Here is a 24,602-nt window from a genome sequence, read left to right as displayed (position 1 = left end):
CCGGGTCCGGCCAAGCAGGGCCTGCCGGCGAGGGGCGCTTAGTAATACAGGACAACAATCTTATGGCTCACGTACCTCAGATTAAGATTCCGGCTACCTACATCCGTGGTGGCACCAGCAAAGGTGTATTTTTCCGTCGTCAGGACCTGCCCGAAGCGGCGCAGGTGCCGGGGGAGGCTCGCGATAAGATTCTGCTGCGGGTGATCGGCAGCCCCGATCCTTACGGTCAGCAGATCGACGGTATGGGCGGTGCCACCTCCAGTACCTCCAAAACGGTTATTCTGGATAAAAGTAGCCAGCCGGATCACGATGTGGACTACCTGTTCGGTCAGGTAGCGATCAACAAGGCGTTTGTCGACTGGTCCGGCAACTGCGGTAACCTGACTGCGGCAGTTGGCGCGTTTGCCATCAGCGGCGGTCTGGTGGACCCGGAGCGTATCCCGCAAAACGGCATCTGCACCGTGCGTATCTGGCAGAAGAACATCCAGAAAACCATTATTGCCTATGTACCGATCACCAACGGTGAAGTACAGGAGACCGGCGACTTCGAGCTGGATGGCGTGACCTTCCCGGCCGCCGAAGTGGTGATCGAGTTTATGGACCCGGCCGATGGCGAAGGCTCCATGTTCCCGACCGGCAACCTGGTCGACGACCTGGAAGTGCCGGGCATCGGCACCTTCAAGGCCACCATGATCAACGCCGGTATCCCGACCATCTTCCTCAATGCTGAAGATATCGGTTACAAAGGCACCGAGCTGCAGAAAGATATCAACTCCGATGCTGAGGCGCTGGAGCGTTTCGAAACCATGCGTGCCTACGGCGCCGTGAAGATGGGGCTGATCAAGGATATCTCCGAAGCGGCCGCGCGCCAGCACACGCCGAAGATCGCATTTGTGGCGCCGGCAACCGACTACGAGGCCTCCAGCGGCAAGCAGATCGCTGCCGGCGATATCGACGTCTGTGTACGTGCGTTGTCGATGGGCAAACTGCACCACGCGATGATGGGGACAGCGTCCGTCGCCATCGCTACCGCAGCTGCAGTGCCCGGCACCCTGGTGAACCAGGCTGCCGGCGGCGGCGAGCGTGAAGCGGTCACCTTCGGCCACCCATCCGGAACCCTGCGCGTAGGCGCAGCAGCGGAAGAGGTCGGTGGCGAATGGACTGCCAAGAAAGCGGTTATGAGCCGCAGCGCCCGCGTACTGATGGAAGGCTGGGTACGCATCCCGGGCGACAGCTTCTAAGGTCCTCAATATTGAAACCCCTGGTTTGAAGTAACCATATGGAGGGTTGGCTTCCCTATCAGGGCCACCCCTCCGGTGCTTCTTTCAGCCCTACCTCGGTGGGGCTTTTTTTATTTTTATTTTTTAATTTCTTTTGTTTATTTTCTTTTTTTATTTTCCGGCTCGTCACCCCTCGTCAGTGTTCACAATAGGAATAAGCCGGTGGGAGGAGCTGAGTGGAATGAGTGGGTGGGAGGCGCGCCCCGCGGCGATTTTCATCTGGCTGCAGGGTGCTTTGGGAAACAGCTCCGCTGGCGTGCTTGCGTAGGAACAGAGCCTTCGCGTAACCCGAGACCACCGGTTTCCCGGCCCGACAATACAGCCGCTCCAGCACTTGCCAACAATTAAGTGCCGGTACAAAATGTAAGCCCACTTTGCGCCCCAAGAAGCAGTAGGTGCCCGCAATCGACAGGGAACAGTCGATGACAATATTACCAAGCCTACCGCAACCGTTTACCTCTCAGAATCCGTCTAAAGAATTCGGTGGAGAAAGTCAGAATATACCGCTTCGTCATGTGGCTATGTATATAGGTGTTGCCGACGTTACTCTGTCGCGAATTCACCGAGAGATGGGCTTAACATAGGTTAAGGTGGCGGTAATACGGTTTGTATATGATCGAGTACCGTTTTAGAGGAGTGTCGACATGAAAAAACTATTACCGCCTATTCTATTTTTGATTTTTGTGATTGGTATGGGATTAATATGCTGGGGAGTTGGCTCACCCCATCAAATTCATTACCCATACAACCTAGTGGGATTGCCTGTTATTGGTGTTGGACTTTTACTGGCCACAGCTGGTAAACGACTATTTAAGAAGTTAAACGCTAATATCATGACGTTCGATGAACCAACCGTGCTGGTAACTGAAGGGGTATACAAATACACCCGAAATCCCATGTATCTTGGCTTTGCTATCGCAATGCTAGGTTTTTCTGTGCTTATGGGGGCAGCGATTTCATCCTTTTTACTTACAGTCGTATTTGTTTTCTTAACTGACAGATGGTATATAGCGTTCGAAGAGCAAATGATGCGCAGAAAATTTGGTCAAGATTATGAAAAATACTGCCGTAAAGTGCGACGGTGGATTTAAATATAATAACAGAACGTTTCAGAGAGGTGGCACGTGTGGTATTTTTCATTGTGTTGGACTTGGTGTTTAAGGTGCAATGAAGATACTTTTTTCTTGCGTGCCTGCGCCCCTTAACGCAAAGTTAAACCTATTTACCAAACCCACTGACAGAGGAGGTCAAAATGAGCCATTCGGATATTTCAGAAGACCGATCAGCATCCGAGCAGATCGACCAGAAGATCGCTGATCTTGGCGACTGGCGCGGTGAGATGTTGAGCCGACTGCGCGCGCTGATCAAAGAGGCGGAGCCGGAGGTCATCGAGGAATGCAAGTGGTTTAAGCCCAGTAATCCGTCGGGTGTGTCGGTCTGGTCTCATGCCGGCATCATCTGCACCGGCGAATCCTACAAGTCGAAAATCAAGCTGACATTCGTCAAGGGCGCTTCTCTGCCCGATCCTACCAAGCTCTTCAACGCCGGTCTGGAATGCAAGGTACGGCGGGCGATCGATATTGTTGAGGGGGAGGAGGTCGATGCGGCGGCGTTCAAAGCGCTGATTCGGGCTGCGGTTGCCCTCAACAGCGCTGGTAAAGCAAAGTCAAAGTAACTTGACTGAAAAGGTGTCAGACACAATTACACTTGACCGGACGCCGTTACTCGGAATCAATACGGTCAGTGTTATGCCTTGAAAAGGAATAGGTAATGAGTATCCCGGGTAGCTCTGAAGTATGGACTCTTATGAAAGGAGCTTATTTTTATGACAGTCATTCAACGAAGATTCGTTATGACAACCAGTCTGCACTTGATGTGTATTTCGTGATCGTTAGAGAAACACCCGGGTGGGTCAACTGGCTCATGTCCATGCGCAACAAGATTGTCTCCAAACTGGGTTTGAAGAACTTGGGGCACATGTCAGATATAGACTTCAATAAGCCGAGTTGCGACTACAAGGTTGGCGACCGAGTGGGTATTTTCACGGTTTATGCCAACTCGAACCAAGAGGTAATCCTTGAAGATAAAGACAAACACTTGGATGTGAGAGTATCATTTTATATCGAACCGGAAGGGGATATCGCAACTGTTCATGCGAGTACCGTGGTGCATGTGAAAAATATGTTAGGTAAGGTATATATGTTTTTCGTCGCACCCGTTCATAAAATTATTGTGCCGACGACGCTGAAAAAATTACCCAAGGCATAAAAAGAATTTCGATGGGCGAGAAAGTGTCAGGTCCGATTATAGGTAACAACTTCTGCGCATCTGATTTGGCCGCTTGATATAAGGTGTTAAGTAAATACCGCCACACCTCATTTAGCTTGTGGGCAGCAATACCGCCTGCTTTAAGTGGGTTTTGCTTTGCTTGTTTTCGTACATGCGCTGGTCGGCCAACGCCATGCAATGGGAGATCGAGTCGGTTTCGTCGCTGCTGGCAAGGCCGAAGCTGATGCCGATTTCCGGCCAGCCTGTTTGCTTCAGTTGCTGCTCGATGTTGGCAATGCGGTCGGCGACAGTGGCGGTAAAGTACTTGATCTGTGATGGCTGGTCCGCATCGATCAGCCAGATAAATTCATCGCCCCCGGTCCGAAAGATTTCGCCTTGATCATCGAGCGTCTCCTGCATCAGCCGGGCTACCGTCTGCAGCATCATGTCGCCCTGATCATGTCCGTGCCTGTCGTTAACCATCTTCATGCCATCAAGATCGAGGAAGACCAGCAGGCTATGCTGTTTCAGCTGATGCTGTCGCTCGTTATAGGCATACCGGTTACCGACCTGAGTCAGCGGGTCGATGCGGGCATGGTAGTAGCTGCGATGGTATTCCCGTTTCTGGAGGCTGAGCCACTCTGCCAGTGATAGGAGGATGCAAAGACAGTCGACAGCCAGGGCTGCCAGTACGACGAGTTCCGGTGATACGGTGATGGTGCCCGTATAGGCATGGCTGAGCATGTAGAACACCAGCGAGCCTGCATAGATAATATTGCCGATCAAGTAATAGCGGGCAATGAAGCCTTCTCGCCGCAGCATAGAGAAACCGATCGACAGGGTGGTCACAATCCAGACGGTGGCGATCAGGTGGGAGACCAGGAAGGCCTGCCAGAATGGTAGCCACGGCAACAGGCACCCCAGCAGCAGGCAGCAGGCGGCGAGCCCATTCAGGAAGCGGGACAGGCGCCGGTATTTCCGCGGGCAGCCAAACAGTAACCGGGTAAACTGGCTGGCGCAGGCGATGGCAAACGGGAACATCAGCATGCCGCCGTAGGCGGCATTGAAACCTGTCAGGCGCAGGCTGTCATTGAACAGGCCTGCCGCCGCTGCCCAGCCGATGCCATGCAGGCCGATATAACCGGCACAGGCCAGGGTGACCGGGTAGTGGGTGCGCAGATACAGCATCAGGGCGATCGCCGCCAGTGTCAGCATCACCGCAATAGCGATCAGACTGCTGCTATTGATCTCAAATTGGTAGCGGTTGAACGCGGTCTCATTCAGCAGTTTAAGTGAGAACGGGTAGGCGTATTGCTTCGCCTCGACATACAGCAACAGGGTACCCTGCGTTGAGGCCTGAAGGGGCAGGTTGATTGCCTGATAGTGGAGCAGGTGGGGCGTCACCTGATCGGCCAGTTGGGAGAACTCCGCCAGGCGCACCGGCGAGCCATCATCGGGCTGCCAGTAGGCCACCCCTTTATCGATAAAGTTGGCGTTGAATACCAGATACCAGCGGACCTGTGGCAGGCTGTCGTTTTCCAGTCTGAGCCGGGCCATCACCGGCCCGCGATTGCCCAGCAGCGTGCCCACCGCCGGACCGGATTGTGCGAAGAGCTGCGACAGCGAGGCGTAGGAAAAGTCATCCGCCGGACCGGCGAGAGGGTGCCAGAGAGCCTTATCGGCGACGACATGCTGATCTTCGTTCCCTAGGGTGACGGTCGGCTCGGCATGAAGCAGGGATGCAAAGCCGAGTAGCCAGAAACCGAAAAGCAGCCAGCCTAAACGCGGTGAAACAACCATCCCGGAATCCTTATGAACATACTTTTAATATTGTTCGTTATCGCTTGCCGCATTTAGAGGTCGCGCCCTGAATCTTACACCGCACTTGTTTATCGGCAAACCTCTGGCGCTTGGCGTAAGGCGGATCGGCGCTCGATGGGGGAGTGAATGCTGTATTCGGTTTCCAAGCCGGGTCTATAGAGATAGTCATCAGTTGCCAGCGCCAGCATGGCGATATCGCCAATATTCCCTGCGCATCATAAGGCACAGGTAGCCACCGCTTGTCCCTGATCAACCTAAACTAATCGTTAAGCGATGCGGCCCGCCGTTCGATGTTCTGCCGTCGCTTGGTTGAGTAATCTCACGACGAGAGGGTTCGGCTATGGTATCCGATCAACAGGGCAACCAACTGTCGGGCGCTACGCCGGCGGCGGTCGAGCTGTATGAGCAGGCCGTCACAGCCTTCAATCTGTACCGTGGTGATCCGGTCGCACTGCTGGACCGTGCGATCGAACAGGCGCCAGACTTTGTCATGGCCCATATCCTGAAAGCGTACCTCTACGCGGTGGCCACAGAGCCTGATGCAACCCTGGCGGCTCGCTCATTTGTCGATACGGCGAAAGCGCTGACACTCAATGAGCGTGAAGCCTCCCATCTTGTAGCACTCGACCTGATGCTGCGGGGAAATTGGAACAAAGCAGCCGTGGCATTGGATCGTCATAACATCAGCTATCCGCTGGATCTGATCGGCTTGCAGTGCGGCCACCTGATGGACTTTTATCGCGCGAACGCACGTGATCTGCGCGATCGTATTGCCCGTGTACTGCCGGCATGGTCTGCTGAAATACCGGGCTACTCGATTCTGCTTGGCATGTACGCCTTCGGGCTGGAGGAAACCGGTAATTACGCCCGCGCCGAGGAGCGGGGGCGCCAGGCCGTGGAGATGCAGCCGCTTGATTGCTGGGGCCACCATGCGGTCGCTCACGTGATGGAGATGCAGGGCCGGGCGGAAGACGGTATCGGCTGGATGAACAGCCGAGAGCCTTACTGGTCGGGCGAGGACAACTTTTTCAAAGTGCACAATTGGTGGCACCTGGCGCTCTACCACCTGGATCTGGGTCAGATCGACCGGGCGCTGGCGCTGTATGACGGGCCGGTCCGCGAAGAGCGCAGCGTGGTGGCACTCGACATGGTCGATGCCTCCGCGTTGCTGTGGCGTCTGGCGCTATCCGGTCGGGATCTGTCCGACCGCTGGCAGGAGCTGGCCGACACCTGGGACCGCCATGCCGACGGCAAGCTCTATCCGTTCAATGACTGGCATGCGGTGATGGCCTATCTGGGGGCCGGCCGGGACCGGGATGTGGAACGGATTCGGACCGCCTATCAGGCGCCGTCCAACCAGGCGCCGGAGGTAGTGCGTTGGGCATGGGAGATCGGCCTGCCACTGGTGGAGGGATTTTCCGCCTTTTGGTGTGGCGACTATCAAGAAGCCGCCGAACGTCTGCACGGCGCCCGATTTATCGTTAACAGTTTTGGCGGCAGCCACGCCCAACGGGACGTGATCGACTGGACGCTGACCGAAGCGGCATTGCGCGGTGGTTTAACCGACCTGGCAGAAGCGCTGGCCAACGAACGGCTGGCGTTGAAGCCGCACAGCTGGGTCAACCGCAATTTCCTGTCCCGGGCCAGAAACGGTGTCGACGGTGCTTAGTCTACGGGGGATCAGCAGATGAGCGAAATACGCTATCCAAACGAAAGTCGGGAATATCGCGAGGCGCGGGATTCCTTGCTCAAGGAGGAACAAGAACTGGTAGAGAAAGTCCGCGCAGTGGCGGAAAAACGTCGCAACCTTCCTCTCGGCGGGCAGTTGAAAGAGGACTACCTATTTCAGTGGGCCAACGATGGCAAAGTAGGGCAGAGCGTTAAATTCTCCGAGCTGTTTGAAGATAAAGACACGCTGCTGCTTTACTCATTCATGTTCGGTCCGGGTTGGGACAAGCCCTGTCCCTCCTGTACGTCGCTGGTCGATGGGTTTGATCGAACCTGGTATCAGGTGACGCGACACGCCTCGTTCGTCGCGATCGCCAAAGCTCCGGCCGAGCGCATCAACGCCTGGGCCAGGCAGCGAGGCTGGTCGCAGATTACGTTGGTGTCCGGGGCAGGCTCTAGCTATCAGGCCGATTACCGATGTCAGGGCGATACGGATGATATGCAGTGGCCGGTTATGCACGTATTCAGAAAGCGGGACGGCAAAATCTTTCATTTCTGGGGCACTGAAATGTCGATGAATCACCTCGATACCGTTTGGCCGTACTGGAATCTTATGGACTTTACGCCTGCGGGAAGACCCGACATCCCGACGCCGCCGCAAACGTTCAGGTCGGAATTCCTGGAACAGAACTATCTGAGCAAGGAGTAGCCATGGATTTCACCAACCAACTGTCGGCATGGGGCCACAAACAGGTCTCGATGAGTGTGAAGGGCTTGGTGGAGCTATATTTCTTGTAGCCGACCCATGTTGGAGGCAAGAAGATGTCCGCCACTTTTGATCTAAGCGATCGCCCCGACTACGACCCGGTCATCCAGCAGATCGCCGACTACGTTCTGAACTACAAAATTGATAGCGCCGAGGCGCTGGATACCGCCCGTAACTGCCTGATCGATACCCTCGGCTGCGGCCTGCTGGCGCTACGCTTTCCCGACTGCACCAAGCATCTTGGGCCGCTGGTGGAGGGCACGGTGGTGCCGAACGGTGCCCGGGTGCCGGGCACCCGGTTCCGGCTCGATCCGGTCAAGGCGGCCTGGGACATCGGCTGCATCATCCGCTGGTTGGATTACAACGATACCTGGCTGGCGGCCGAGTGGGGCCACCCGTCCGATAACCTGGGCGGCATCCTGGCGGTGGCCGATCATCTGTCGCAAGTCCGCGTCTCACAGGGTAAGCCGCCGCTACGGATGCGTCAGGTGCTGGAAGCGATGATCATGGCGCATGAGATTCAAGGCGTACTGGCGCTGGAAAACTCGTTCAACCGGGTTGGTCTCGACCATGTGCTGCTGGTGCGGGTCGCGTCCACTGCGGTGGTCACCCGGCTGATGGGTGGTGACCGGGAGGCCATCATGGCGGCGCTGTCACAGGCCTGGGTCGACGGCTCCGCACTGCGCACCTACCGCCATGCGCCCAATGCCGGTTCGCGCAAATCCTGGGCTGCGGGGGATGCCACCTCCCGTGCGGTACGGCTGGCGGATATCTCGATACGCGGCGAGATGGGCATCCCCAGTGTACTGACTGCCAAGCAGTGGGGCTTTTACGACGTGTCGTTCAGCAAGACCAACGCCGACCAGCAGCTGAAGCCGCCGCAAAAACGCCAGTTCAGCATTTCGCAGCGGTATGGCAGCTACGTGATGGAGAATATCCTGTTCAAGATCTCCTTCCCGGCCGAGTTCCACGCCCAGACCGCCGCCGAGGCGGCGGTGAAACTGCACCCGCAGGTTAAAGACCGACTCGAGCAGATCGACAGGATCGTCATCCGTACCCACGAGTCGGCGATCCGCATCATCTCCAAGGTGGGCGAGCTGAACAACCCGGCCGACCGGGACCACTGCCTGCAGTACATGACCGCCGTGCCGCTGGCATTCGGCACCTTGATCGCCGAGCACTACGAAGACGAATTCCACGATGCCCATCCGATCATCGACCAGCTGCGTGACAAGATGGAGGTGGTCGATGACCAGGACTTCAGCCGCGAGTACCTGGAACCGGATAAACGCTCCATCGCCAACGCCATCCAGGTGTTCTTCAAGGATGGTAGCGCCACCGACGAGGTGGTGGTGGAGTACCCGATCGGCCACCGGCGCCGCCGCGCCGAGGGGATTCCGCTGCTGGAACAGAAGTTCCAGGCCAACCTGGCGACCCGCTTTCCGGCGGGCAGGTGTCGGCAGATCTTCGCGCTGTGCAAGGACCAGCCGAAACTGGAAGCCACCCCGGTAAACGAGTTTATGGAGCTGTTCGTGATCTAGCAGTAACCCGTTGGACCGCGTCGGCGGCTGTACCTATCAGCGGCCGCCACGTGTAATACTTGGCCCCGCTCCTTGTGGTTGCGGGGCATTTTTTAGGTCTTTCACGCATTAGCGGGAAAGCTTCGAACCCTTTGATGAAGCTTTAAGTGCCAGGCTAGACGCAGCTCGATCGGCCTGCGCAAGCCCGGCCGCGGTCAGTACCCAAAGGGCATACCAAGCCCGCAGCTACGGGGCCGTGCTTTGTAGCAGCCTGCTCCGTGGACGCCCGGTCATAGCGTCGACGGGACCTGTCGGTTGCGGATAAACCTACCCGGCCGGCTTCACTCCTACAGGGACGGTGCGTTGTAGCAGCCCGCTCCGGGGCGGCACCCGCGGATAATACACCAACCCGGTCGCGGTCAGAGCCCGCTGCTACGAGGGTTTTCCCTGTAGGGTGGGCACGTTTTTTGTGCCCACGCACGCTTGTTCACCAGATGTAGATGTTTCCCTCTAATCCTCGACCCGTCCCATGAGCTCCACCACCTGGTTGTCGAGGGGGTATTGGCGCTACTCGGCAGTCGCCGGCTGCGCCGCTTGCTTTGCCTTTCGGAACTCCTGCGTCATCTGATGGCCTTTAATGGCGGGTACCGCGATCGCACTAAAGCTGAGCTTGCCGAAGGTGATCAGCACGGCGGTGGCCAACGCATCCAGAAACCAGCCGAAAAACGGACCGGCCGCGCCCAGGTGGTGCGGCATCTCCGCCAGTGCCGGGATGGTCTGGATGCCGGTCACTGCATGCAGCGCCAGGGCGATCCAGAAGCCGAAGCAGTAGGGGCAGCGCCAGGCCTCGTACAGATAGGCCAGCGGGCCCGGTAGCCGGGCGATAATCGCGTTAAACCAGGTGCCCCAGTCGGGCAGTTTTTCCCAGATCAGCATGTAAATGGCCAGCCCCATCAGTGCCAGTGTGAAATTCATGGTCTGCTCCCAAGGTTAAGTGTTGGCAGTTGATTTGAATGCGGTAACGGTCGACACCGCGATATCCCCACTACGGTATTCGCCACTCTCCACCCGATCGAAACCGGCTGCGGACAGCCTGGCGACAATGGCTGGGACGCTCTTTAGGCCATGGTGGTGATCCAGATCAGGTTCCTGCTGAGCAGCACTGCCGGGCGGTGCCGTCATCGCTACGGGTTGCTCGTCCCATAGATCGTCGACGGAAATAAACCGGCCTGTCGGCTTCAGCACCCGCAGCACCTCCTCGAGCCCTGCCTCCACATCCTGCCAGTGGTGCAGGGTATTGACGGCGATCGCCAGATCGATGCTCGCGTCTTCGGCGGGGATCTGCTCGGCGCCGGCTTGGTCAAACAGGACCGGCACGCGGAATTTGCTCCGCTGGTTGTCCGCCCGGGCGATCTCGATCATCCGTGGTGTCGGGTCTATGCCGATCACGTGCCCGAAAGACATTTGCCCGGCGATGGCCCGTACTGCAGATCCGCTGCCGCAACCTATATCCAGCACGGCATCGCCATCGCGCAGCTCGCATATCCCGGGAATCGCCCGATGCAGCGGGATGTCGCCCCACTGCTCTATGTACCACTCGGCAGTTGCCGTATCCCAGATGCCTTGATGCTCGCTCATACGTCGTACTCCGGTTGCGCCGAGGAAAGAGGGCTATAGACTTGCATAGCGACTTGATCGGCTGTTCTTTCGATGGGTGTAGAATAGGGCTTGTCAGCTATCGGCTATAGAGCCATGTTTTCTGTAAAATCGGCTGATTCTTAGGTTTTCGTTTCGGGTGCCGGTGGCGGTCCCGTGTTTAGGCGGACTATGTGAGCGATCCCGTATGGAATTCGGTTTGCCCATTGAAGTGGGACATGAGTTTTTTGAGCGGATGGAACCGCATCCCCATGCTTCCCATACCGAGCATGTACTGACGCTGCTGGTGCGCGGCCGGCTGAGGATGGAGCATGGCGGGCTGGTGGAGATCGGCCCCGGCGCCGTCACGCTGGTGCCGGCGGGCGTGCCTCATCGTCTGTTGGAAGGCGAGGGGATGGAGGTCTGGTGGTTGGCTTTCTGCGCCTCCTGTGTGGAGCTGGATGAGAGCCATCCGCTGATGAGCAGCTTCCGCCAGGTGCGACTGGGCGCGCTGCCGATGTTCCAGCTGCCTCCGGAACGGCTGCCGTACTGCGTCAAGCTGATGCAGGAGTTGCAGGCGGAGGCGGCCCAGTCCACGCCCGAGTCGTTCGAGGTGATGCGCAGCCTGTTGCTGCTGTTGTTGCGTGAAGCGAAGCGGGCAGCGCCATTGGATGTGAGCGGCGGTGGGGAGCAGTCTCTGGTCAGCGACGCGCTGGCGTTTATCCAGCAACATAGCCTCGAGCCGATCTCGTTGAGGGATGTGGCCGAGGCGGTGCATCGCAGCCCCAGTTACCTGGCGAGCGTTGTGAAGAACAAAACCGGCTATTCGGTTGGCGAGTGGATCAGCCGCAGCCGGCTGAGTGAAGCCTGTTCCCGGCTGGCCCACACCGATGAGCCGGTCGACCGGATCGCCAGCCGGGTGGGCTGGAACGATGTCACCCATTTCATCCGCCAGTTCAAGAAAGCCTATGGCATCACTCCGGCGGCCTGGCGCAAGGAAAATCGGATGCATGGAGGCTGAAAACAGCCATTAAGATGCGGTTCGATCTGACTGTGGAATTCTGTAGCTGTCGGGCGGCTCTGAGGGCTAAACGATCTAGACTCTGATGTAATCTTAATCGAATTCGGCCGATAGGCGGCGATGCCAGAGAGTGCTGGAGCGCAGGGTATCGGCCGAGCTGTCTCGACAAGGAGAGATCTGCAATGAATATCAAATCATGTCTGTTGTTATCGATGGCGCTGCTGCTGCCGGGCACCGCCCTGGCGGAAAAACCGGCCAATGTGGGGCCGGCCAAGCATCAGGTTGGTCAGTCGGCCGATAAGGCTAAAAAGGTTAAAGCGGCCAAGGCGGACGACAACAAGGGGCTGGAGAAGCAGCGGGCCAAGAAAGCCGAGCAGGTACAGAAAGAGCTGGATAAGGGTTCCGAACAGGGCCAGGCATCGCGCGAGAATCGCAAGAAATGGTGGAAGTTCTGGGGCGACTGAGCCGGCCTGGCCGACCGAAGTTCAATGGTGTGGGGCGCGCTCAGTCGTTAGAATGTACCGCGACCTGAACAAGCGAGTATGCCCCCATGAATGAGCGTCCGACCCCGCCAGCCGATAACGAATGCTGTGAATCCGGCTGCAGCCCCTGCGTTTGGGATACCTACTACGAAGACCTGCACGCGTGGCAGGCACAACAAGCCAGCCAGGCCAGTGCCCAGGCGAGCGACGACTGATACCGGCTGAATTCTTTGCCCGGGGTAATTGCCCACGTTCCGGCCTATATGCCTCCTCCTACTTTCCGATTCATCGCGTCTTAGAGGGAAACATCTACATTAGCTGAACAACGCCGCGTGGGCACAAAAAACGTGCCCACCCTACAAGGCTGCTACGCCGAAAAACCTGTAGCAGCGGGCTTGGTATGCCCTTTGGGTACCGACCGCGACCGGCTTGGCGTAGACCGAAGGTGTCGCCCTCAGAGCGGGTTGTTACGGACCGCGGAACCTGTAGCAGCGGGCTCCGACCGCGACCGGGTTGGCGTAGACCGAAGGCGTCGCCCTCAGAGCGGGCTGCTACGGACCGCGGAACCTGTAGCAGCGGGCTTGGTATGCCCTTTGGGTACCGACCGCGACCGGGTTGGCTTAGACCGAAGGTGTCGCCCACAGAGTGGGCTGCTACGGACCACGGAACCCAGTAGCATCAACGGGTTACCTGCCCCAATCGACTGTCTGGATAATAGCTCCGGCGAGAGCGGCTATGCTAGTGGCATCAACCTGCAGACAAGCAAAGGACGATCGCCATGGCCGATATCTTCGACTTCATGGACTCGCTGGGGCCCACCAAGATCATCCATATCCATGAACCCGCTCTCGGCCTGAAGGCGGTGCTGGTGGTCGACAATGTCGCCGCCGGGCCGGCGATTGGCGGTCTGCGCATGGCGCCGGACGTCAGTACCGCCGAGTGCGTGCGGCTGGCACGGGCGATGACCCTGAAAAACGCCGCCGCCGGCCTGCCGCACGGCGGCGCCAAATCGGTACTCTATGGCGATCCGCAGATGCCGGCTGAGCACAAGGAGCTGCTGATCCGCGAGCTGGCTTGTGCCTTGAAGGATATTCGCGACTATATCTTCGGCCCGGATATGGGCACCGACGAAACCTGCATGGCCTGGATTCAGGACGAGGGCGGCCGCTCGGTGGGGTTGCCCCGCGCGCTCGGCGGGATTCCGCTGGATGAGATCGGCGCCACCGGCTGGGGGCTCAGCCACGCGGTCGAGGTGGCAGCCGGCTACTGCGATCTCGATCTGCAGGGCGCCCGCCTGGCGGTGCAGGGATTCGGTGCGGTCGGCAAGCACCTGGCCCGATTTCTGATCGACAAGGGGGTGGTGCTGGTCGCGGTATCGGATTCCAGAGGCGGTATCCATAACGCGGCTGGCTTGGATCTTGACCAGCTGCTGACGCTGAAGGCCTCAGGGCGCAGCGTGACTGACTATAGCGGTGGCCAGCCGTTGACCAATGACGCGATGATCGGCGTCGAGTGCGATATCTGGGTACCGGCGGCCCGACCCGACGTGGTGCATCAGGACAATGTCGACCAGCTCAAGGCCCGGCTGGTGGTGGAGGGAGCCAATATCCCGATCACCGAACAGGCCGAACGCACGCTGCACCAGCGCAACGTGCTGGTGGTACCGGATTATATCGCCAATGCCGGCGGCGTGATCTGCGGCGCCATGGAGTTCGTCCATATGAGCCAGGCGATGGCGTTGCAGGTGATCGAACAGAAGGTCGCAACCAATACCGATCAGGTGCTGAAGCTGGCGATTGAGGGCAAGATCCGGCCCCGTCAGGCGGCACTAGAGCTGGCCACCGAGCGGGTACAGGCAGCAATGGCGACTAGGCGTTGGGGGCTGTTTTGAGCCCTTTTCCAGACAATGAGCGTTGATTGTGGGTTGGGGTGAGTCGGACGAACCCCAACCTACGGCAACGACGGACAGGTGTATTGAAAACCATGATCCTGGCGGTCGATGTTCATTACCGGCAGTGCAGTGCCACCGCTGCCGGCGTACTGTTTGCGCATTGGCAGGATGCGGCAGCGGAGCGGGAACTGGTGACCGAGATTCAAGGCATTGAGGATTATCAACCCGGCCAGTTCTATAAACGGGAGCTGCCCTGCATCCTGCAGTTGATCGCTGCATTCGACCTGCGCCCGCAGGTGATCGTAATCGACGGGTTGGTCTATCTGAATGGTGCCACGCAGCCGGGAATGGGCTGCCACCTTTACGAGGCTTTTGAGCGTTCTGTTGCGGTGGTCGGGGTGGCGAAAAAGCGGTTTCGAACCCTGCCGGAAAGCTACGCGTTATTGCGTGGCGGCAGCAAAAGACCGCTTTATGTGACCGCCGCCGGCATGTCGCTCGAATCCGCCAGGGCACGCATCCTCAGCATGCATGGCCCGAACCGGATGCCACTGTTGCTGAAACGGGTCGATCAGTTGAGTCGCGGGATTGCGGATGCCTGAAGTACCGGCTAAGCAAGACGTGATTTCGGTCGCGGATAAACCTACCCGGCCGGGTCCCCTCCTACAGGGTGCAATAGTGTGGGAGCGGATTTATCCGCGACCATCAACATCCAGATTATCTGACGATCTTGCTGAAGATCGCTTCGATCTCCCGATACATCATCTCCGTCTGCTGCTCGTAGCGGCGTGAGAAATGGAACGGCATCAGCTGTTGCACCCCGGCCTCGGCGGCGATCTCGCCGCAGGCGGTGGTGGTCAGGTGGCCATGGTCGAGGGCGCGCTGCCGGTCGGCTTGGCTGAAGGCCGCTTCGCAGATCAGCGTCTGGGCGCCGCGTGCCAGAGCGACCAGTTTGGCGCGGTTGTCGGCACTATCGGCCAGGTCGGTGGCGTACACCAGCTTTTCACCCGGCTTACGGTGCAGCAACCGATCTGCCAGCGCGCCGGCCGGTTCGCAACGGCCGTTGGGACGTTGAATCGTTCTGTGGCGCTCCCCGGCCAGATAGGCGTCCTTGAGTTCGGCCAGCCAGGGGCCGGCGGCCAGGCCGAGCCATTCTAGCGCCTCCGTATCGACGGTCACCGCCGAGCAGGGCTCGTAGGCGAACGCCAGCACCGGTGTGCCGTGATCCAGCTCCACCGCCCGGATCTGGAAGCGCTCGTCGGTCAGTATCACGCCATCCGTGACGGCAAGATCAGGCAGCGGCTGGATCCGCTCGTCGCCGGTCTGCAGCCGGTAGCGCTTCAAGCTACCGCCGTGCAGTTCGGCCACCTGGAACACCGGCCCGCTATCGCCGATCCGGTCCCACAGGATGCCGCTGAGCATGCCGGCGATATGCCGTGCCAGCCCCGGCGGACCGTACAGACTGCAGGGCGCAGGGGCGCCGAGCCGGGTGCGCAGCAACCCCATAAAACCGCCGATATGGTCGATATGGGCGTGGCTGATGAACACGTCGCTGACGCTGTGGGCGAAGCGCAGCGGCAACCGGCTGGTGTGGCCCAGGTCGAACAGCAGGCAGCGGCGGCTCCAGTGGGGCTTGATCAGCAGCAGCGGATCTTCGAACAACCCGTTGATCAGTTCGGCGGTGATATCGCCACGGCAGACCCGCGGATTGCCCGACAGCGGTTTCAGTGCGGCCGGGTGGGCCAGCGAGGCGGCCGGCTGTCTGACCGATACCGGCGGTTGTTGCGATTCGGCGGTGGTCAGCGGTTGATCCGGCAGGTGGCGGGCGTCGCGCACCAGCAGTTGTTCGATTTTTTGAAGATCTTCCACATCGGTATTGGCGGGGCAGCGCAGGTTCAGTTGGCCACCATTCTGCTCGTGCAATGCGATCACTTCACCCATCAGCCAACGGCCGCCAGCAAGACGCAGACCGGTTAACAGCCCCTGCCATTTCTCGGGACACGCCTGCGGCGGCGGTGTGCCCAGCAGGGGGATGTCATCCAGCGTCAGCGTTGTCTCCCGGCCTTCGGTCAGGTAGTTCAGCCACCGCCCGGTTCGGCTCCGGGCGCGGCTGGACCGGCTGGGCCGGCTGGCCTCTGTATGGGCCTGTATCGGCAGCACCGGCAAGGTCAGACTGCGCAGCTCATTGTGCAGCGGTTGCAGCTCGTCATCCTGTTCCAGCACCGCCAGCGAACTGGCCCGGCAGGTGTTGACCAGCGCCGGCAGCAACTCGGCGGCGGCGATCCCCCGGCTGACGCCGGGCGCGTCGATAATCAGCGGATGCTCGGATACCTGCTCGGCCAGTCGGCCAACCACTTCAATCAGCGGCAGCCGGAAGCGGGCGGCATTGAGGCTGCAGAACGGCTCGAATTCAAGCAGCTGCCAGTTGTCATCGCACCAGCAGCCGAGGTTCAAAGCCGCCGGCAGGCCGAAGGCCGGCGCGCCGGGATCGGCGCTCAGGCAGAAGCAGGGGAGCCCTGCGACCTGTAGCCGGCGTGCCAGTTCGGCGGCCAGATGGCTTTTGCCGCTGCCGGGCGCACCGTACAGCAGCAGGCGGGCCTGCGGTTGCTTCAGTGTATGAAGCAGGGTTTCCAGGCCTTGGGCATAGCTGAGTCGTCCGGTTGGCGTGGCCATGGTGGCGTCCGCTTAAACAGCAAGGAGGTTCTTTAAGTATGACTCGTCTTATTCGAGGTTAATTGAGGGTTTGGCGCAGAGCTTTGGCGCGGGTGCGGCCAACAATCGCCGCGGGGCACGCCTCCCATCTGCTTTTGCTGCTTTTGCTGCTTTTGCTGGTTTTGCTGGTTTTGCTGGTTTTGTTGGTAATCAAAGGTGCTGCAGGCACTTCGGCAGCCCGATCTCCATGGCGATCGGCCGGTGGTCGGAGAGGGTGCAGTCCAGCACCCGGGCATTGCGGATCTCCAGGCTCGGCGAGATCAGAATATGGTCCAGTGCGTGGGCCGGTTGCCAGCTGGGATAGGTGTGCAGGGTCTCCTCGGCCGAAACCAGATCCAGCCCGCGCATCGCCGGCCGGCGCTGCAGATGTTCCAGCGGGTTGTTCATATCGCCCATCAGCACCACATGGGGGTGGTCCTGCACCAGTTCGCGGATATAGCGCAGCTGCCGGTCCTGGGCGCGTGCGCCCAACGACAGGTGCAGTACGATGATCAGCAGCGAGTGTTTGCCCTCGCCGAATCGCACCAGAATCGCGCCGCGGCCGGGGATCAGCCCCGGCAGCGGGTGATCTTCCACGTAGTCGGGTTCGATGCGGCTGAGCACCCCGTTACTGTGCTGGGCCAGTTTGCCGAGGTTGCGGTTCAGCTGCTGGTACCAGTACGGAAAGCGGCCCACATCGGCCAGGTACTCCACCTGGTTGACGAAGCCGGAGCGAATGCTGCCGCCGTCCGCCTCCTGCAGGGCCACCAGGTCGTACTGGCGGAGTATCCGGCCGATCTGCTCCAGCGTGCGGTTACGTTGCCGGTGCGGCAACAGATGCTGCCAGCCACGGGTCAGGTAGTGGTGGAAGGCGTGGGTCTTGATGCCGACCTGGATATTGAAGCTGAGCAGGCGCAGTGTGTCGCGCTCGGGAGAGGGGCGTGTCCGGCCCGCTACCCGGTGAAGGCCGTCGATGGATTGGGGACAGTCTAGGGCGTGCTGCGACATGGCGGTGGCATAGCTCCGTGGCGTCCGTTGGCTCTCAGCTTACTGTAGACGATTCGAAGTCGTCCAGAGCGAGCACTATCAGATGCTTTGATTTCAGGCAGGTGTTTGTCAGAGAGAGGGCTGAAACGTTGCCAGCTCGCTTTTATGCCTGCGGGTGCCGAGGGCGACCGGGAACTTGGTTCGAATGCTGATGCGGGTCGCGGTCGGTACCCAAAGGGCATGCCAAGCCCGCTGCTACAGGTTTTTCGGCGTAGCAGCCCGCTCCGAGGGCGACCGGAAACCTGGTACGAATCCCGATACAGGTCGCGGTCGGAGCCCACTGCTACGGAATTTCGGGGTAGCAGCCCGCTCCGAGGGCGACCAGGAAACCTGGTACGAATCCCGATACAGGTCGCGGTCGGAGCCCACTGCTACAGGTTTTTCGGCGTAGCAGCCCGCTCCGAGGGCGACCGGAAACCTGGTACGAATCCCGATACAGGTCGCGGTCGGTACCCAAAGGGCATGCCAAGCCCACTGCTACAGGTTTTTCGGCGTAGCAGTCCACTTTTTATGCCCGCGGGTGCCGAGGGCGACAGGCTGTTGTGAAGCCTCTCCCAACCGGCAATTTATGGACTATACCCTTAAAGCAATGGTCTTCCGGCAATCGGGCGGCGCTGACGGAGGGGGACGGGTGATGCGAAAGAGAGTCTGGGGCGCGCTGCTGGTGCTGTCGTTGGCGATCGGTTTCGCACAGGCGCGGGCGGATCAGCCTGAACAGGCCGCATCGATCAGCAAGATCGACAACGGCTACCAACTCTGGTCGCACGGCTACGCCAAGCTCAATCTGGTACGGATCGCCACCGAGCTGACCGGCACCCTCCACCTGACCGGCCGGGCCAGCGGTGGGCCGGCCAACGTGATGATGTGGTCGCGGGTCAACGGCCAGTACTACTTCTCTCGAATCCCGGCGTTGCAAAACTTCCAGGCCGACCAGCCGACCGAGTTCAGCATTCCGTTCACCTCGCCGGACGACCCGGTGACCGAAGTGGTGTTGTCGGTCGAGCTGCCGCAGGGCGGCACCTTCCAGGTGACCGATCTGAAACTGTCCGGGCCCTGAGCGGCCCGGCCATCTTTGCGGGGCTGGCGAGCGCCGTCTATGTTGATCGATAACCCATATCACTGAACAGGCAGGGCAGATCATGGCAGACCATATCTACAAGAAAGTGGAAGTTGTAGGCACCTCGACCGTCAGCATCGACGATGCGATCCAGAAGGGCATTGCACGGGCCGCTGACACCATCAACCATGTCGAATGGTTTGAAGTCAGCGAGATTCGCGGCCATGTCGCCGGCGGCAAGGTCGACCACTTCCAGGTGGTGATGAAGGTCGGTTTCCGGCTCGATTGAGCAGATTGACGGGATAGAGGAATCGGCGGTCAAGCCGCCGTTTCATCAAGCGCGATTTCCAACTGCTGGAAATGCTGCCAACCGGACGGGGTTACCTTGAGCTGTCGGCTGCTATCGACTCGTTGCAGATAGCCGAGCGCTAGATAGCGTTCCAGCAGAGCGTGCGCCAGCGGGCCGGCCAGATGGAAGCGGCGCTCGCTCCAGTCCAGGCAGGGGCGTAGCGGCGGCAGATCCGCCAATGTTATCCCCTCGCCGATGCCCAGCTCGTGCAGATAGCTCTGCCCAGCCGGTTGCAGTACCACTGCGCCGCCGGGTTGCTCCGTTATAAATCCTCGCTCGATAAAGCCCTGGTACAGCGTTACACCCAAACTGCCGGCGATGTGGTCGTAACAGCTGCGTGCAAACCGCAAGCTGGCCGGAACCTTGGGGCGGGGCCGGGCCGGCGCATCCAGCTGAGTCAGCCGCTGAAGGGCTTCCAGCGCCTGTGCTACCTCGTCGGAGGCCAGCCGGTAATAGCGGTGGCGCCCCTGTTTGACTACCGACAACAGGCCCTCGTCCGCCAGCCGGACCAGGTGGCCACTGGCGGTCTGCGGCGTCAGCCCTGCGGTACGGGCCAACTCGCCTGACGTATAGGCCCGGCCATCCATCAGTGAGACCAGCATGATGGCGCGACTGGGGTCGGCGATCAGCCCGGCTAGGCGGGCGATCTGAAAATTATCCTGCATCGTTTTTCTTCGCGGCGACAATTGCCGAATTATTACCTGGAAGTTTGTCATTGTACGGCCGACTCGGTGTGCCGTTTCCGATGTAGGGGCGACTTCAATCGACCACGAGGGCCGTGTTATGTCGGTTTGGCTCCGGCCGGGCAGGTTCAGCCGACCGAACGCCGGTAGGCGTTTCAGCCCCACGCTGAAGTTCGACGTTCACCGAATCCACAGGGTATTCCAGCCACCAGCGCAATTTAGCAGCGCACTATACCCGACAACCCTTAAACCTCCGAGCCCGCACGAGCCTGGATATTACGGTCCGCGCCGAAACATCCGTCCAATCTCTGCCGTTAGGCTGGGTAGCTGTTTTGCCAATCAAGTTTTCCAGTCTTTTCTAAGTAAATGGATCACCAAGGAGATGACCATGATCGCGGTACTGTTTGAAGTGGAACTGCACGACTGCCATAAGCAGCGTTACCTGGACCTGGCCGCCGAACTGCGCCCGTCGCTGGAGCGGATTCCCGGCTTTATCAGCATCGAACGCTTCCAGAGCCTGGCCAACAACGACCGTCTGCTGAGCCTGTCGTTCTGGCAGTCGGAACAGGCGGTACTGGAGTGGAAACGGTTCGAAGCCCATCAGCAGGCCCAGCAGGAGGGGCGCGCACGGTTGTTCAAGGATTACCGGATCTCCATCGCCCAGATCGTGCGCAGCTACGATATGGCCAGCTCGAAGGCGGAGGCCTGAGATGACGCTGTTACTCGACCAGGCGCAGATCGCCGACCCGATCTCTCACTACCGTAGCTTCCAGCGGCAGAGATCGGTCTATTTCGATCCGCTCAGCCAGAGTTTTGCGCTGTTCCGTTATGCCGACTGTCGGGCGGTGCTGGCGGCGGAGCAGGCGCAGGTGGCGACGCTGGCCAACGACGAGCGGCGTCGCCAGCTGCCGGAGCGGCTGGTGATGCTGATCGACAGCCTGGTGCGAGTCAGTAATCCGCCGCACCACGGCCCATTGCGAGAAATGACCGGCAGGCTGATGGAGTCGTTGTCGTCACTCGAGGATGGGGGGCCGGAAGAACTGTTGGATCGATTGCTGGTCGGTCACCGGGGCGATCGGCTGGATTGGAACCTGTTCGCCCGCCAGTTGATGCCGCAAATGCTGCTACAGTCGGTTGGCATGGCGGAGGCGGCCCGGCAGCGGGTGATCGAGCTGTTGCCGACACTGGTTCGACTGATGTTGCCACAAAAACGGTCTGATGACTGGCAACAGATCGACCGGGCCCTGGTATCGATCCAACAGCGGCTATTACGGCTGCCATTATTCGAGGTAACCACCGATATTGAACCGGAGCGCAGAGTGATGGCCTTTATCGGCCTGCTGATCCAGAGCTTCGATGCCGGCCGGGGGCTGCTCTGCCACGCTTTGCGAAGGGCGCTGCTAAGCGATGCCGAACAGATCGGCAGCGGCTTCGTACAAGAGGTGTTGCGCTTCGACAGCCCGATTCAGCTGACCCGCCGTACCCTGGCCGCCGAGCTGCAGTTGCCGGTCGGGGACGATGAACCGGGGGCAACTGCCGAATGCGTTGGGACGCTGCCGGCCGGGACCAAGCTGGTACTGATATTGGCAATAGCCAACCGGGATGCGGAACAGTTCGCTAACCCGGACATTTTCCAACCCGGCCGCTCCAACAGCGATAGCCACCTGACCTTCGGTGTTGGTGGCCATAGCTGCCTGGCACGCCATTATGGCGTGGCGCTGACGGTGCGGATCATCAACCTCCTACTGGCACGCTATCCATCGATGCGGTTGCTGGAACAGCCGCTGGCGATGGAACCGCTGGTCAATGCCCGGTTGCCGCGTCAGTTACCGATCCGACTTGGTTAAGCAGGACCGGTTGTACGACTAACCCGGTGGTTTAGGCTCGGCAGATTTTTCGACCACCGGCTCAGGCTGGGCCTCTGGTATCGGTCCCAGCGGCTTTTCCCGGGAAGTTTTCGGGGGCGTCTCCGGGGCCTGTTCGGGCGTTTGCTGCCGCAGCAGGCCGATCAGTCCCTTGGTGTACTGGCGGGTGGCGCGCCTCAGCAGCGACAGGTACTGGCTGCAGTTCTCCATCTTGCGCATATCGATGCGGCCGTTGCTGCCGGCTTCGATCAACAACGCCTGGCCGGTGTCGTACTGCTTCTCGAAATCATGCAACAGGGCGGTTAGCGCCTTGGCATCCTGTTTTGCCAGTTCCTGACCGCTGTTGGCAAGCCGCTCGACCAGCTCGCGCAATTTGATCACCGCAGTGGCAAGATCGTCCGGCAGGGTGCTGATGGTGATCTCGTGCTCGCGCAGTTCACGCAGGCTCTCGATCATCGTGGCACTGCGGGTATTGATGCGCAGCGCCTGCTGCAGGGTTTGGGCGACGTTGGCGGCCAGCGCGCGGCGGGAACAATCGGCTATAAAGTCGTTGATCGCGCTGATCAGCTGAGACACCACGAAGCGCGCCTCCGGTGTCTTGCTGCCCAGAGTCGCCTGGCTGGCATCATGCAGCAGCTCGCCCAACTTTCTCATCATCCGCTGTTGCTCCAGCTGCAATGCCTTGATCGCCATATCGGGCACCTCGGCGGTGACCCGGTCGAGATACTTGGGCCGCGATGCCTGCTCCTCCTGGGAGTGAAAGCGACCTTGCAGGAAGCGGGTCAGCCGATCGGACAGCGGGATCATCGCCAGCACGCCGACCAGATTGAACACCGTATGGAACAGTGCCAGTGATACCGCCGGCGCGGCGTCCAGCTTCAGTGCCTCGCGTACCATCTCGACCAGCGTCAGGAAGAAGGTCAGCAAGACAAACGCGATGGCGGCGGCGATCAGGTTGAACACCACATGGGCGCCGGCCAGCCGGCGAGCATTGGCGCTGGCCTTCAGTACCGCCAGCAGGGCGGTGACGGTGGAGCCAATATTAGCGCCGATCACGGCGGCAGCACCGACCATCAGCGGCAGCATACCGGTGGAGACGGCGGTCAGCACGATTGCCAGTGAGGCGCTGGAGGATTGCATCAGCGCGGTCAGCAGGATGCCGAACAACACCATCGCCAGTAGATGCCAGATACTGTCGGGCCTGATCCAGGAGAGGTCGATATGCTGCTCGACACCGCTGAACGACTGCTGCATCAACTGCAGGCCGAGAAACAGCAGACCAAGTCCGGCCAGCGCACCGCCCAGCGACTTTCTACGTATGTGGCCGCTGAAGATGTACAACAGTGTGCCTAGGCCGACCGCCGGCAGCGCGAGGATCTCCACCTTCACCTTGAAACCGATCACCGCCACGATCCAGGCGGTCATGGTGGTGCCGACATTGCTGCCGAAGATCACCCACAGCGAGCGACTGAGATCCAGCAGGCCGGCATTGATAAAGCCGATTACCGCCACCGCCACCGCGCCGGAGGACTGCACCAGCGCTGTGATAGCGAACCCGGAGGCGAACGCCCGCTTGCGAGTCGAGGTGCCGGTCGCCAGTATATGTTGCAACGCATAGCCGCCAGCCAGTTTCAGGCCGTCGGTCATCATCCCCATGCCCAGTAGAAACAAACCCAGCCCGCCAATCAGGCCGGAAACAAGCGCCCAGGTACTGTCCATCGTCGATCCTTAATCTTGGCCGGGGCAGGGAGTTGCCAGCCGACTGCTGTTTCCGTCTAACTATAGATATTTACGGATAAAGCGGTCGAGAATTGCTTGATGCGCTGCCCGCTGGCACTGAACCAACCGCAACGACCTGTAGTCGAATCCGTAGACGAAATGGCTGAAACAGCCGAACAGACGGACTGGCCCGCAGGAGCGTCTTCCATGAAATCGACCACCTTACTGCTTGTCGCCACACTCGCCTCCGTTGCTGCAGGCACCAGCCGTGCCGATCAGGCGATCTTCGCCGGCGGCTGCTTCTGGTGCATGGAGGAGGCTTTTCAAAAACTGGACGGCGTTAGCGAAGTGATCTCCGGCTTTACCGGTGGCACTCTGGAAAACCCCACCTATGACGGCAACCACGAAGGCCACTACGAAGCGGTACAGGTGACCTACGACCCGAAAATAATCACTTATCAGCAGCTGCTGAAAGTCTACTGGCGTAATATCGACCCGTTCGACGACAAGGGCCAGTTCTGCGACAAGGGCCACAGCTACCTCAGCGCGATCTTCGTCGCCGACGACGAACAACGCCGGCTGGCCCGCGTATCGAAAGAAAAGGTGATCATGCGCTTCGCCGACCAGACGGTGGTCACCCCGATCCTCGCCGCTACCACCTTCTACCCGGTGAAAGCGCACCACCAGGACTACTATCTGAAGAACCCCTGGCGCTATAAGTTCTACAAAGCCGCCTGCCGCCGCACCGACCGGCTGGAGGAGATCTGGGGCAGGCCGGAGAAGCATTGATTCCTTCTTTTAATATCAATCTATTCCCTTAGCCAGTATGTGTTTGTTGAGTG

24 protein-coding genes are annotated in these 24,602 nt (G+C 59.7%); 17 read left to right on the top strand and 7 right to left on the bottom strand.

The features are described from left to right. Positions 1 to 62: 62 nt before the first annotated feature. The 4 genes from prpF (at position 63) to K6T12_RS01320 (ending at position 3,548) form a co-directional block, all read left to right on the top strand. Positions 63 to 1,241: a 2-methylaconitate cis-trans isomerase PrpF gene (gene prpF / locus K6T12_RS01335; RefSeq protein WP_222218689.1), complete on the top strand. Its 1,179-nt coding sequence runs from the start codon at positions 63 to 65 to the stop codon at positions 1,239 to 1,241. 683 nt (positions 1,242 to 1,924) lie between these two features. Beyond that, positions 1,925 to 2,371 (top strand): methyltransferase family protein, encoded by a 447-nt coding sequence (locus tag K6T12_RS01330; protein ID WP_222218687.1) that lies wholly within the window; start codon positions 1,925 to 1,927, stop codon positions 2,369 to 2,371. Positions 2,372 to 2,532: 161 nt separating this feature from the next. After that, positions 2,533 to 2,955, top strand: coding sequence for a DUF1801 domain-containing protein (locus K6T12_RS01325; RefSeq protein WP_222218684.1), 423 nt, complete (start codon positions 2,533 to 2,535; stop codon positions 2,953 to 2,955). Positions 2,956 to 3,050: 95 nt separating this feature from the next. Then, complete coding sequence (locus K6T12_RS01320; protein WP_222218682.1) at positions 3,051 to 3,548, top strand: DUF2867 domain-containing protein; 498 nt, start codon at positions 3,051 to 3,053, stop codon at positions 3,546 to 3,548. Between the two features lie 111 nt (positions 3,549 to 3,659). Here K6T12_RS01320 and K6T12_RS01315 read toward each other — a convergent pair whose 3' ends face one another. Continuing rightward, positions 3,660 to 5,348 (bottom strand): GGDEF domain-containing protein, encoded by a 1,689-nt coding sequence (locus tag K6T12_RS01315; RefSeq protein ID WP_222218680.1) that lies wholly within the window; start codon positions 5,346 to 5,348, stop codon positions 3,660 to 3,662. Between the two features lie 361 nt (positions 5,349 to 5,709). Here K6T12_RS01315 and K6T12_RS01310 point away from each other — a divergent pair, with 361 nt between their 5' ends. The 3 genes from K6T12_RS01310 (at position 5,710) to prpD (ending at position 9,344) form a co-directional block, all read left to right on the top strand. Beyond that, positions 5,710 to 7,038 carry a tetratricopeptide repeat protein gene (locus K6T12_RS01310; RefSeq protein ID WP_222218678.1) on the top strand — a complete coding sequence of 443 codons (1,329 nt, stop codon included), beginning with the start codon at positions 5,710 to 5,712 and terminating at the stop codon, positions 7,036 to 7,038. Between the two features lie 18 nt (positions 7,039 to 7,056). Next, entirely contained in the window at positions 7,057 to 7,746 is a 690-nt protein-coding gene (locus tag K6T12_RS01305; protein WP_222218676.1) for a DUF899 family protein, read from the top strand. 113 nt (positions 7,747 to 7,859) lie between these two features. Next, positions 7,860 to 9,344, top strand: a complete 1,485-nt coding sequence (gene prpD / locus K6T12_RS01300; protein WP_222218674.1) for a 2-methylcitrate dehydratase — start codon at positions 7,860 to 7,862, stop codon at positions 9,342 to 9,344. Positions 9,345 to 9,890: 546 nt separating this feature from the next. On the opposite strand, the gene K6T12_RS01295 is transcribed toward prpD, so the two are convergent. Together K6T12_RS01295 and K6T12_RS01290 are read right to left on the bottom strand one after the other, a co-directional pair. Next, positions 9,891 to 10,298 (bottom strand): hypothetical protein, encoded by a 408-nt coding sequence (locus tag K6T12_RS01295; RefSeq protein ID WP_222218672.1) that lies wholly within the window; start codon positions 10,296 to 10,298, stop codon positions 9,891 to 9,893. A gap of 15 nt (positions 10,299 to 10,313) precedes the next feature. Continuing rightward, entirely contained in the window at positions 10,314 to 10,961 is a 648-nt protein-coding gene (locus tag K6T12_RS01290) for a class I SAM-dependent methyltransferase (RefSeq protein WP_222218670.1), read from the bottom strand. Positions 10,962 to 11,178: 217 nt separating this feature from the next. Between K6T12_RS01290 and K6T12_RS01285 the strand changes: the two genes are divergently transcribed. The 5 genes from K6T12_RS01285 to K6T12_RS01265 all read left to right on the top strand — a co-directional run bounded on the left by K6T12_RS01285 (position 11,179) and on the right by K6T12_RS01265 (position 14,951). Beyond that, positions 11,179 to 11,979, top strand: coding sequence for a helix-turn-helix domain-containing protein (locus tag K6T12_RS01285; RefSeq protein ID WP_222218669.1), 801 nt, complete (start codon positions 11,179 to 11,181; stop codon positions 11,977 to 11,979). Positions 11,980 to 12,161: 182 nt separating this feature from the next. After that, the gene (locus tag K6T12_RS01280) at positions 12,162 to 12,443 is read left to right on the top strand and encodes a hypothetical protein (protein WP_222218667.1); all 282 of its coding nucleotides are present in this window, start codon (positions 12,162 to 12,164) and stop codon (positions 12,441 to 12,443) included. 86 nt (positions 12,444 to 12,529) lie between these two features. Next, a complete protein-coding gene (locus tag K6T12_RS01275) occupies positions 12,530 to 12,676 on the top strand; it encodes an oxidoreductase-like domain-containing protein (protein WP_222218665.1) in 147 nt (48 codons plus the stop codon). A gap of 563 nt (positions 12,677 to 13,239) precedes the next feature. Next, entirely contained in the window at positions 13,240 to 14,352 is a 1,113-nt protein-coding gene (locus K6T12_RS01270) for a Glu/Leu/Phe/Val family dehydrogenase (protein ID WP_222218663.1), read from the top strand. A gap of 92 nt (positions 14,353 to 14,444) precedes the next feature. Beyond that, entirely contained in the window at positions 14,445 to 14,951 is a 507-nt protein-coding gene (locus K6T12_RS01265) for an endonuclease V (RefSeq protein WP_222218661.1), read from the top strand. 115 nt (positions 14,952 to 15,066) lie between these two features. On the opposite strand, the gene K6T12_RS01260 is transcribed toward K6T12_RS01265, so the two are convergent. After that, complete coding sequence (locus tag K6T12_RS01260) at positions 15,067 to 17,022, bottom strand: Clp1/GlmU family protein (protein WP_222218659.1); 1,956 nt, start codon at positions 17,020 to 17,022, stop codon at positions 15,067 to 15,069. A 189-nt stretch (positions 17,023 to 17,211) separates the two neighbouring features. After that, a complete protein-coding gene (locus K6T12_RS01255) occupies positions 17,212 to 18,048 on the bottom strand; it encodes an endonuclease/exonuclease/phosphatase family protein (RefSeq protein ID WP_222218657.1) in 837 nt (278 codons plus the stop codon). Between the two features lie 673 nt (positions 18,049 to 18,721). On the opposite strand from K6T12_RS01255, the gene K6T12_RS01250 reads away from it, so the two are divergent. After that, a complete protein-coding gene (locus K6T12_RS01250; RefSeq protein ID WP_222218655.1) occupies positions 18,722 to 19,144 on the top strand; it encodes a hypothetical protein in 423 nt (140 codons plus the stop codon). 82 nt (positions 19,145 to 19,226) lie between these two features. Further along, a complete protein-coding gene (locus K6T12_RS01245; protein ID WP_222218653.1) occupies positions 19,227 to 19,433 on the top strand; it encodes a dodecin in 207 nt (68 codons plus the stop codon). A gap of 29 nt (positions 19,434 to 19,462) precedes the next feature. Here K6T12_RS01245 and K6T12_RS01240 read toward each other — a convergent pair whose 3' ends face one another. Beyond that, positions 19,463 to 20,158: an ArsR/SmtB family transcription factor gene (locus tag K6T12_RS01240; RefSeq protein WP_222218651.1), complete on the bottom strand. Its 696-nt coding sequence runs from the start codon at positions 20,156 to 20,158 to the stop codon at positions 19,463 to 19,465. A 406-nt stretch (positions 20,159 to 20,564) separates the two neighbouring features. Here K6T12_RS01240 and K6T12_RS01235 point away from each other — a divergent pair, with 406 nt between their 5' ends. Beyond that, complete coding sequence (locus K6T12_RS01235) at positions 20,565 to 20,885, top strand: antibiotic biosynthesis monooxygenase family protein (RefSeq protein WP_222218649.1); 321 nt, start codon at positions 20,565 to 20,567, stop codon at positions 20,883 to 20,885. A 1-nt stretch (position 20,886) separates the two neighbouring features. Continuing rightward, the gene (locus K6T12_RS01230; protein WP_222218647.1) at positions 20,887 to 22,023 is read left to right on the top strand and encodes a cytochrome P450; all 1,137 of its coding nucleotides are present in this window, start codon (positions 20,887 to 20,889) and stop codon (positions 22,021 to 22,023) included. 18 nt (positions 22,024 to 22,041) lie between these two features. On the opposite strand, the gene K6T12_RS01225 is transcribed toward K6T12_RS01230, so the two are convergent. Continuing rightward, positions 22,042 to 23,760, bottom strand: a complete 1,719-nt coding sequence (locus K6T12_RS01225; protein ID WP_222218645.1) for a Na/Pi cotransporter family protein — start codon at positions 23,758 to 23,760, stop codon at positions 22,042 to 22,044. A 207-nt stretch (positions 23,761 to 23,967) separates the two neighbouring features. Here K6T12_RS01225 and msrA point away from each other — a divergent pair, with 207 nt between their 5' ends. Then, on the top strand, positions 23,968 to 24,549 hold the full coding sequence (gene msrA / locus K6T12_RS01220) for a peptide-methionine (S)-S-oxide reductase MsrA (protein WP_222218643.1): 582 nt from the start codon (positions 23,968 to 23,970) through the stop codon (positions 24,547 to 24,549). The last annotated feature ends 53 nt before the right edge of the window (positions 24,550 to 24,602 follow it).

Source organism: Marinobacterium arenosum (assembly GCF_019795155.1).
In the GTDB taxonomy this organism is placed as follows: domain Bacteria; phylum Pseudomonadota; class Gammaproteobacteria; order Pseudomonadales; family Balneatricaceae; genus Marinobacterium_C; species Marinobacterium_C arenosum.
This window is presented reverse-complemented; position numbering and strand designations above follow the sequence as displayed.

Bases quoted from the DNA above. Each gene is read 5' to 3' on its own strand.
- prpF (WP_222218689.1), top strand. From the start codon at position 63: ATGGCTCACGTACCTCAGATTAAGATTCCGGCTACCTACATCCGTGGT.
- K6T12_RS01255 (WP_222218657.1), bottom strand. From the start codon at position 18,048: ATGTCGCAGCACGCCCTAGACTGTCCCCAATCCATCGACGGCCTTCAC.
- K6T12_RS01280 (WP_222218667.1), top strand. From the start codon at position 12,162: ATGAATATCAAATCATGTCTGTTGTTATCGATGGCGCTGCTGCTGCCG.
- K6T12_RS01240 (WP_222218651.1), bottom strand. From the start codon at position 20,158: ATGCAGGATAATTTTCAGATCGCCCGCCTAGCCGGGCTGATCGCCGAC.
- K6T12_RS01290 (WP_222218670.1), bottom strand. From the start codon at position 10,961: ATGAGCGAGCATCAAGGCATCTGGGATACGGCAACTGCCGAGTGGTAC.
- K6T12_RS01330 (WP_222218687.1), top strand. From the start codon at position 1,925: ATGAAAAAACTATTACCGCCTATTCTATTTTTGATTTTTGTGATTGGT.
- prpD (WP_222218674.1), top strand. From the start codon at position 7,860: ATGTCCGCCACTTTTGATCTAAGCGATCGCCCCGACTACGACCCGGTC.
- K6T12_RS01315 (WP_222218680.1), bottom strand. From the start codon at position 5,348: ATGGTTGTTTCACCGCGTTTAGGCTGGCTGCTTTTCGGTTTCTGGCTA.
- K6T12_RS01325 (WP_222218684.1), top strand. From the start codon at position 2,533: ATGAGCCATTCGGATATTTCAGAAGACCGATCAGCATCCGAGCAGATC.
- K6T12_RS01245 (WP_222218653.1), top strand. From the start codon at position 19,227: ATGGCAGACCATATCTACAAGAAAGTGGAAGTTGTAGGCACCTCGACC.
- K6T12_RS01320 (WP_222218682.1), top strand. From the start codon at position 3,051: ATGAGTATCCCGGGTAGCTCTGAAGTATGGACTCTTATGAAAGGAGCT.
- K6T12_RS01230 (WP_222218647.1), top strand. From the start codon at position 20,887: ATGACGCTGTTACTCGACCAGGCGCAGATCGCCGACCCGATCTCTCAC.
- K6T12_RS01270 (WP_222218663.1), top strand. From the start codon at position 13,240: ATGGCCGATATCTTCGACTTCATGGACTCGCTGGGGCCCACCAAGATC.
- K6T12_RS01295 (WP_222218672.1), bottom strand. From the start codon at position 10,298: ATGAATTTCACACTGGCACTGATGGGGCTGGCCATTTACATGCTGATC.
- K6T12_RS01260 (WP_222218659.1), bottom strand. From the start codon at position 17,022: ATGGCCACGCCAACCGGACGACTCAGCTATGCCCAAGGCCTGGAAACC.
- K6T12_RS01265 (WP_222218661.1), top strand. From the start codon at position 14,445: ATGATCCTGGCGGTCGATGTTCATTACCGGCAGTGCAGTGCCACCGCT.
- K6T12_RS01250 (WP_222218655.1), top strand. From the start codon at position 18,722: ATGCGAAAGAGAGTCTGGGGCGCGCTGCTGGTGCTGTCGTTGGCGATC.
- K6T12_RS01235 (WP_222218649.1), top strand. From the start codon at position 20,565: ATGATCGCGGTACTGTTTGAAGTGGAACTGCACGACTGCCATAAGCAG.
- K6T12_RS01275 (WP_222218665.1), top strand. From the start codon at position 12,530: ATGAATGAGCGTCCGACCCCGCCAGCCGATAACGAATGCTGTGAATCC.
- K6T12_RS01310 (WP_222218678.1), top strand. From the start codon at position 5,710: ATGGTATCCGATCAACAGGGCAACCAACTGTCGGGCGCTACGCCGGCG.
- K6T12_RS01225 (WP_222218645.1), bottom strand. From the start codon at position 23,760: ATGGACAGTACCTGGGCGCTTGTTTCCGGCCTGATTGGCGGGCTGGGT.
- msrA (WP_222218643.1), top strand. From the start codon at position 23,968: ATGAAATCGACCACCTTACTGCTTGTCGCCACACTCGCCTCCGTTGCT.
- K6T12_RS01305 (WP_222218676.1), top strand. From the start codon at position 7,057: ATGAGCGAAATACGCTATCCAAACGAAAGTCGGGAATATCGCGAGGCG.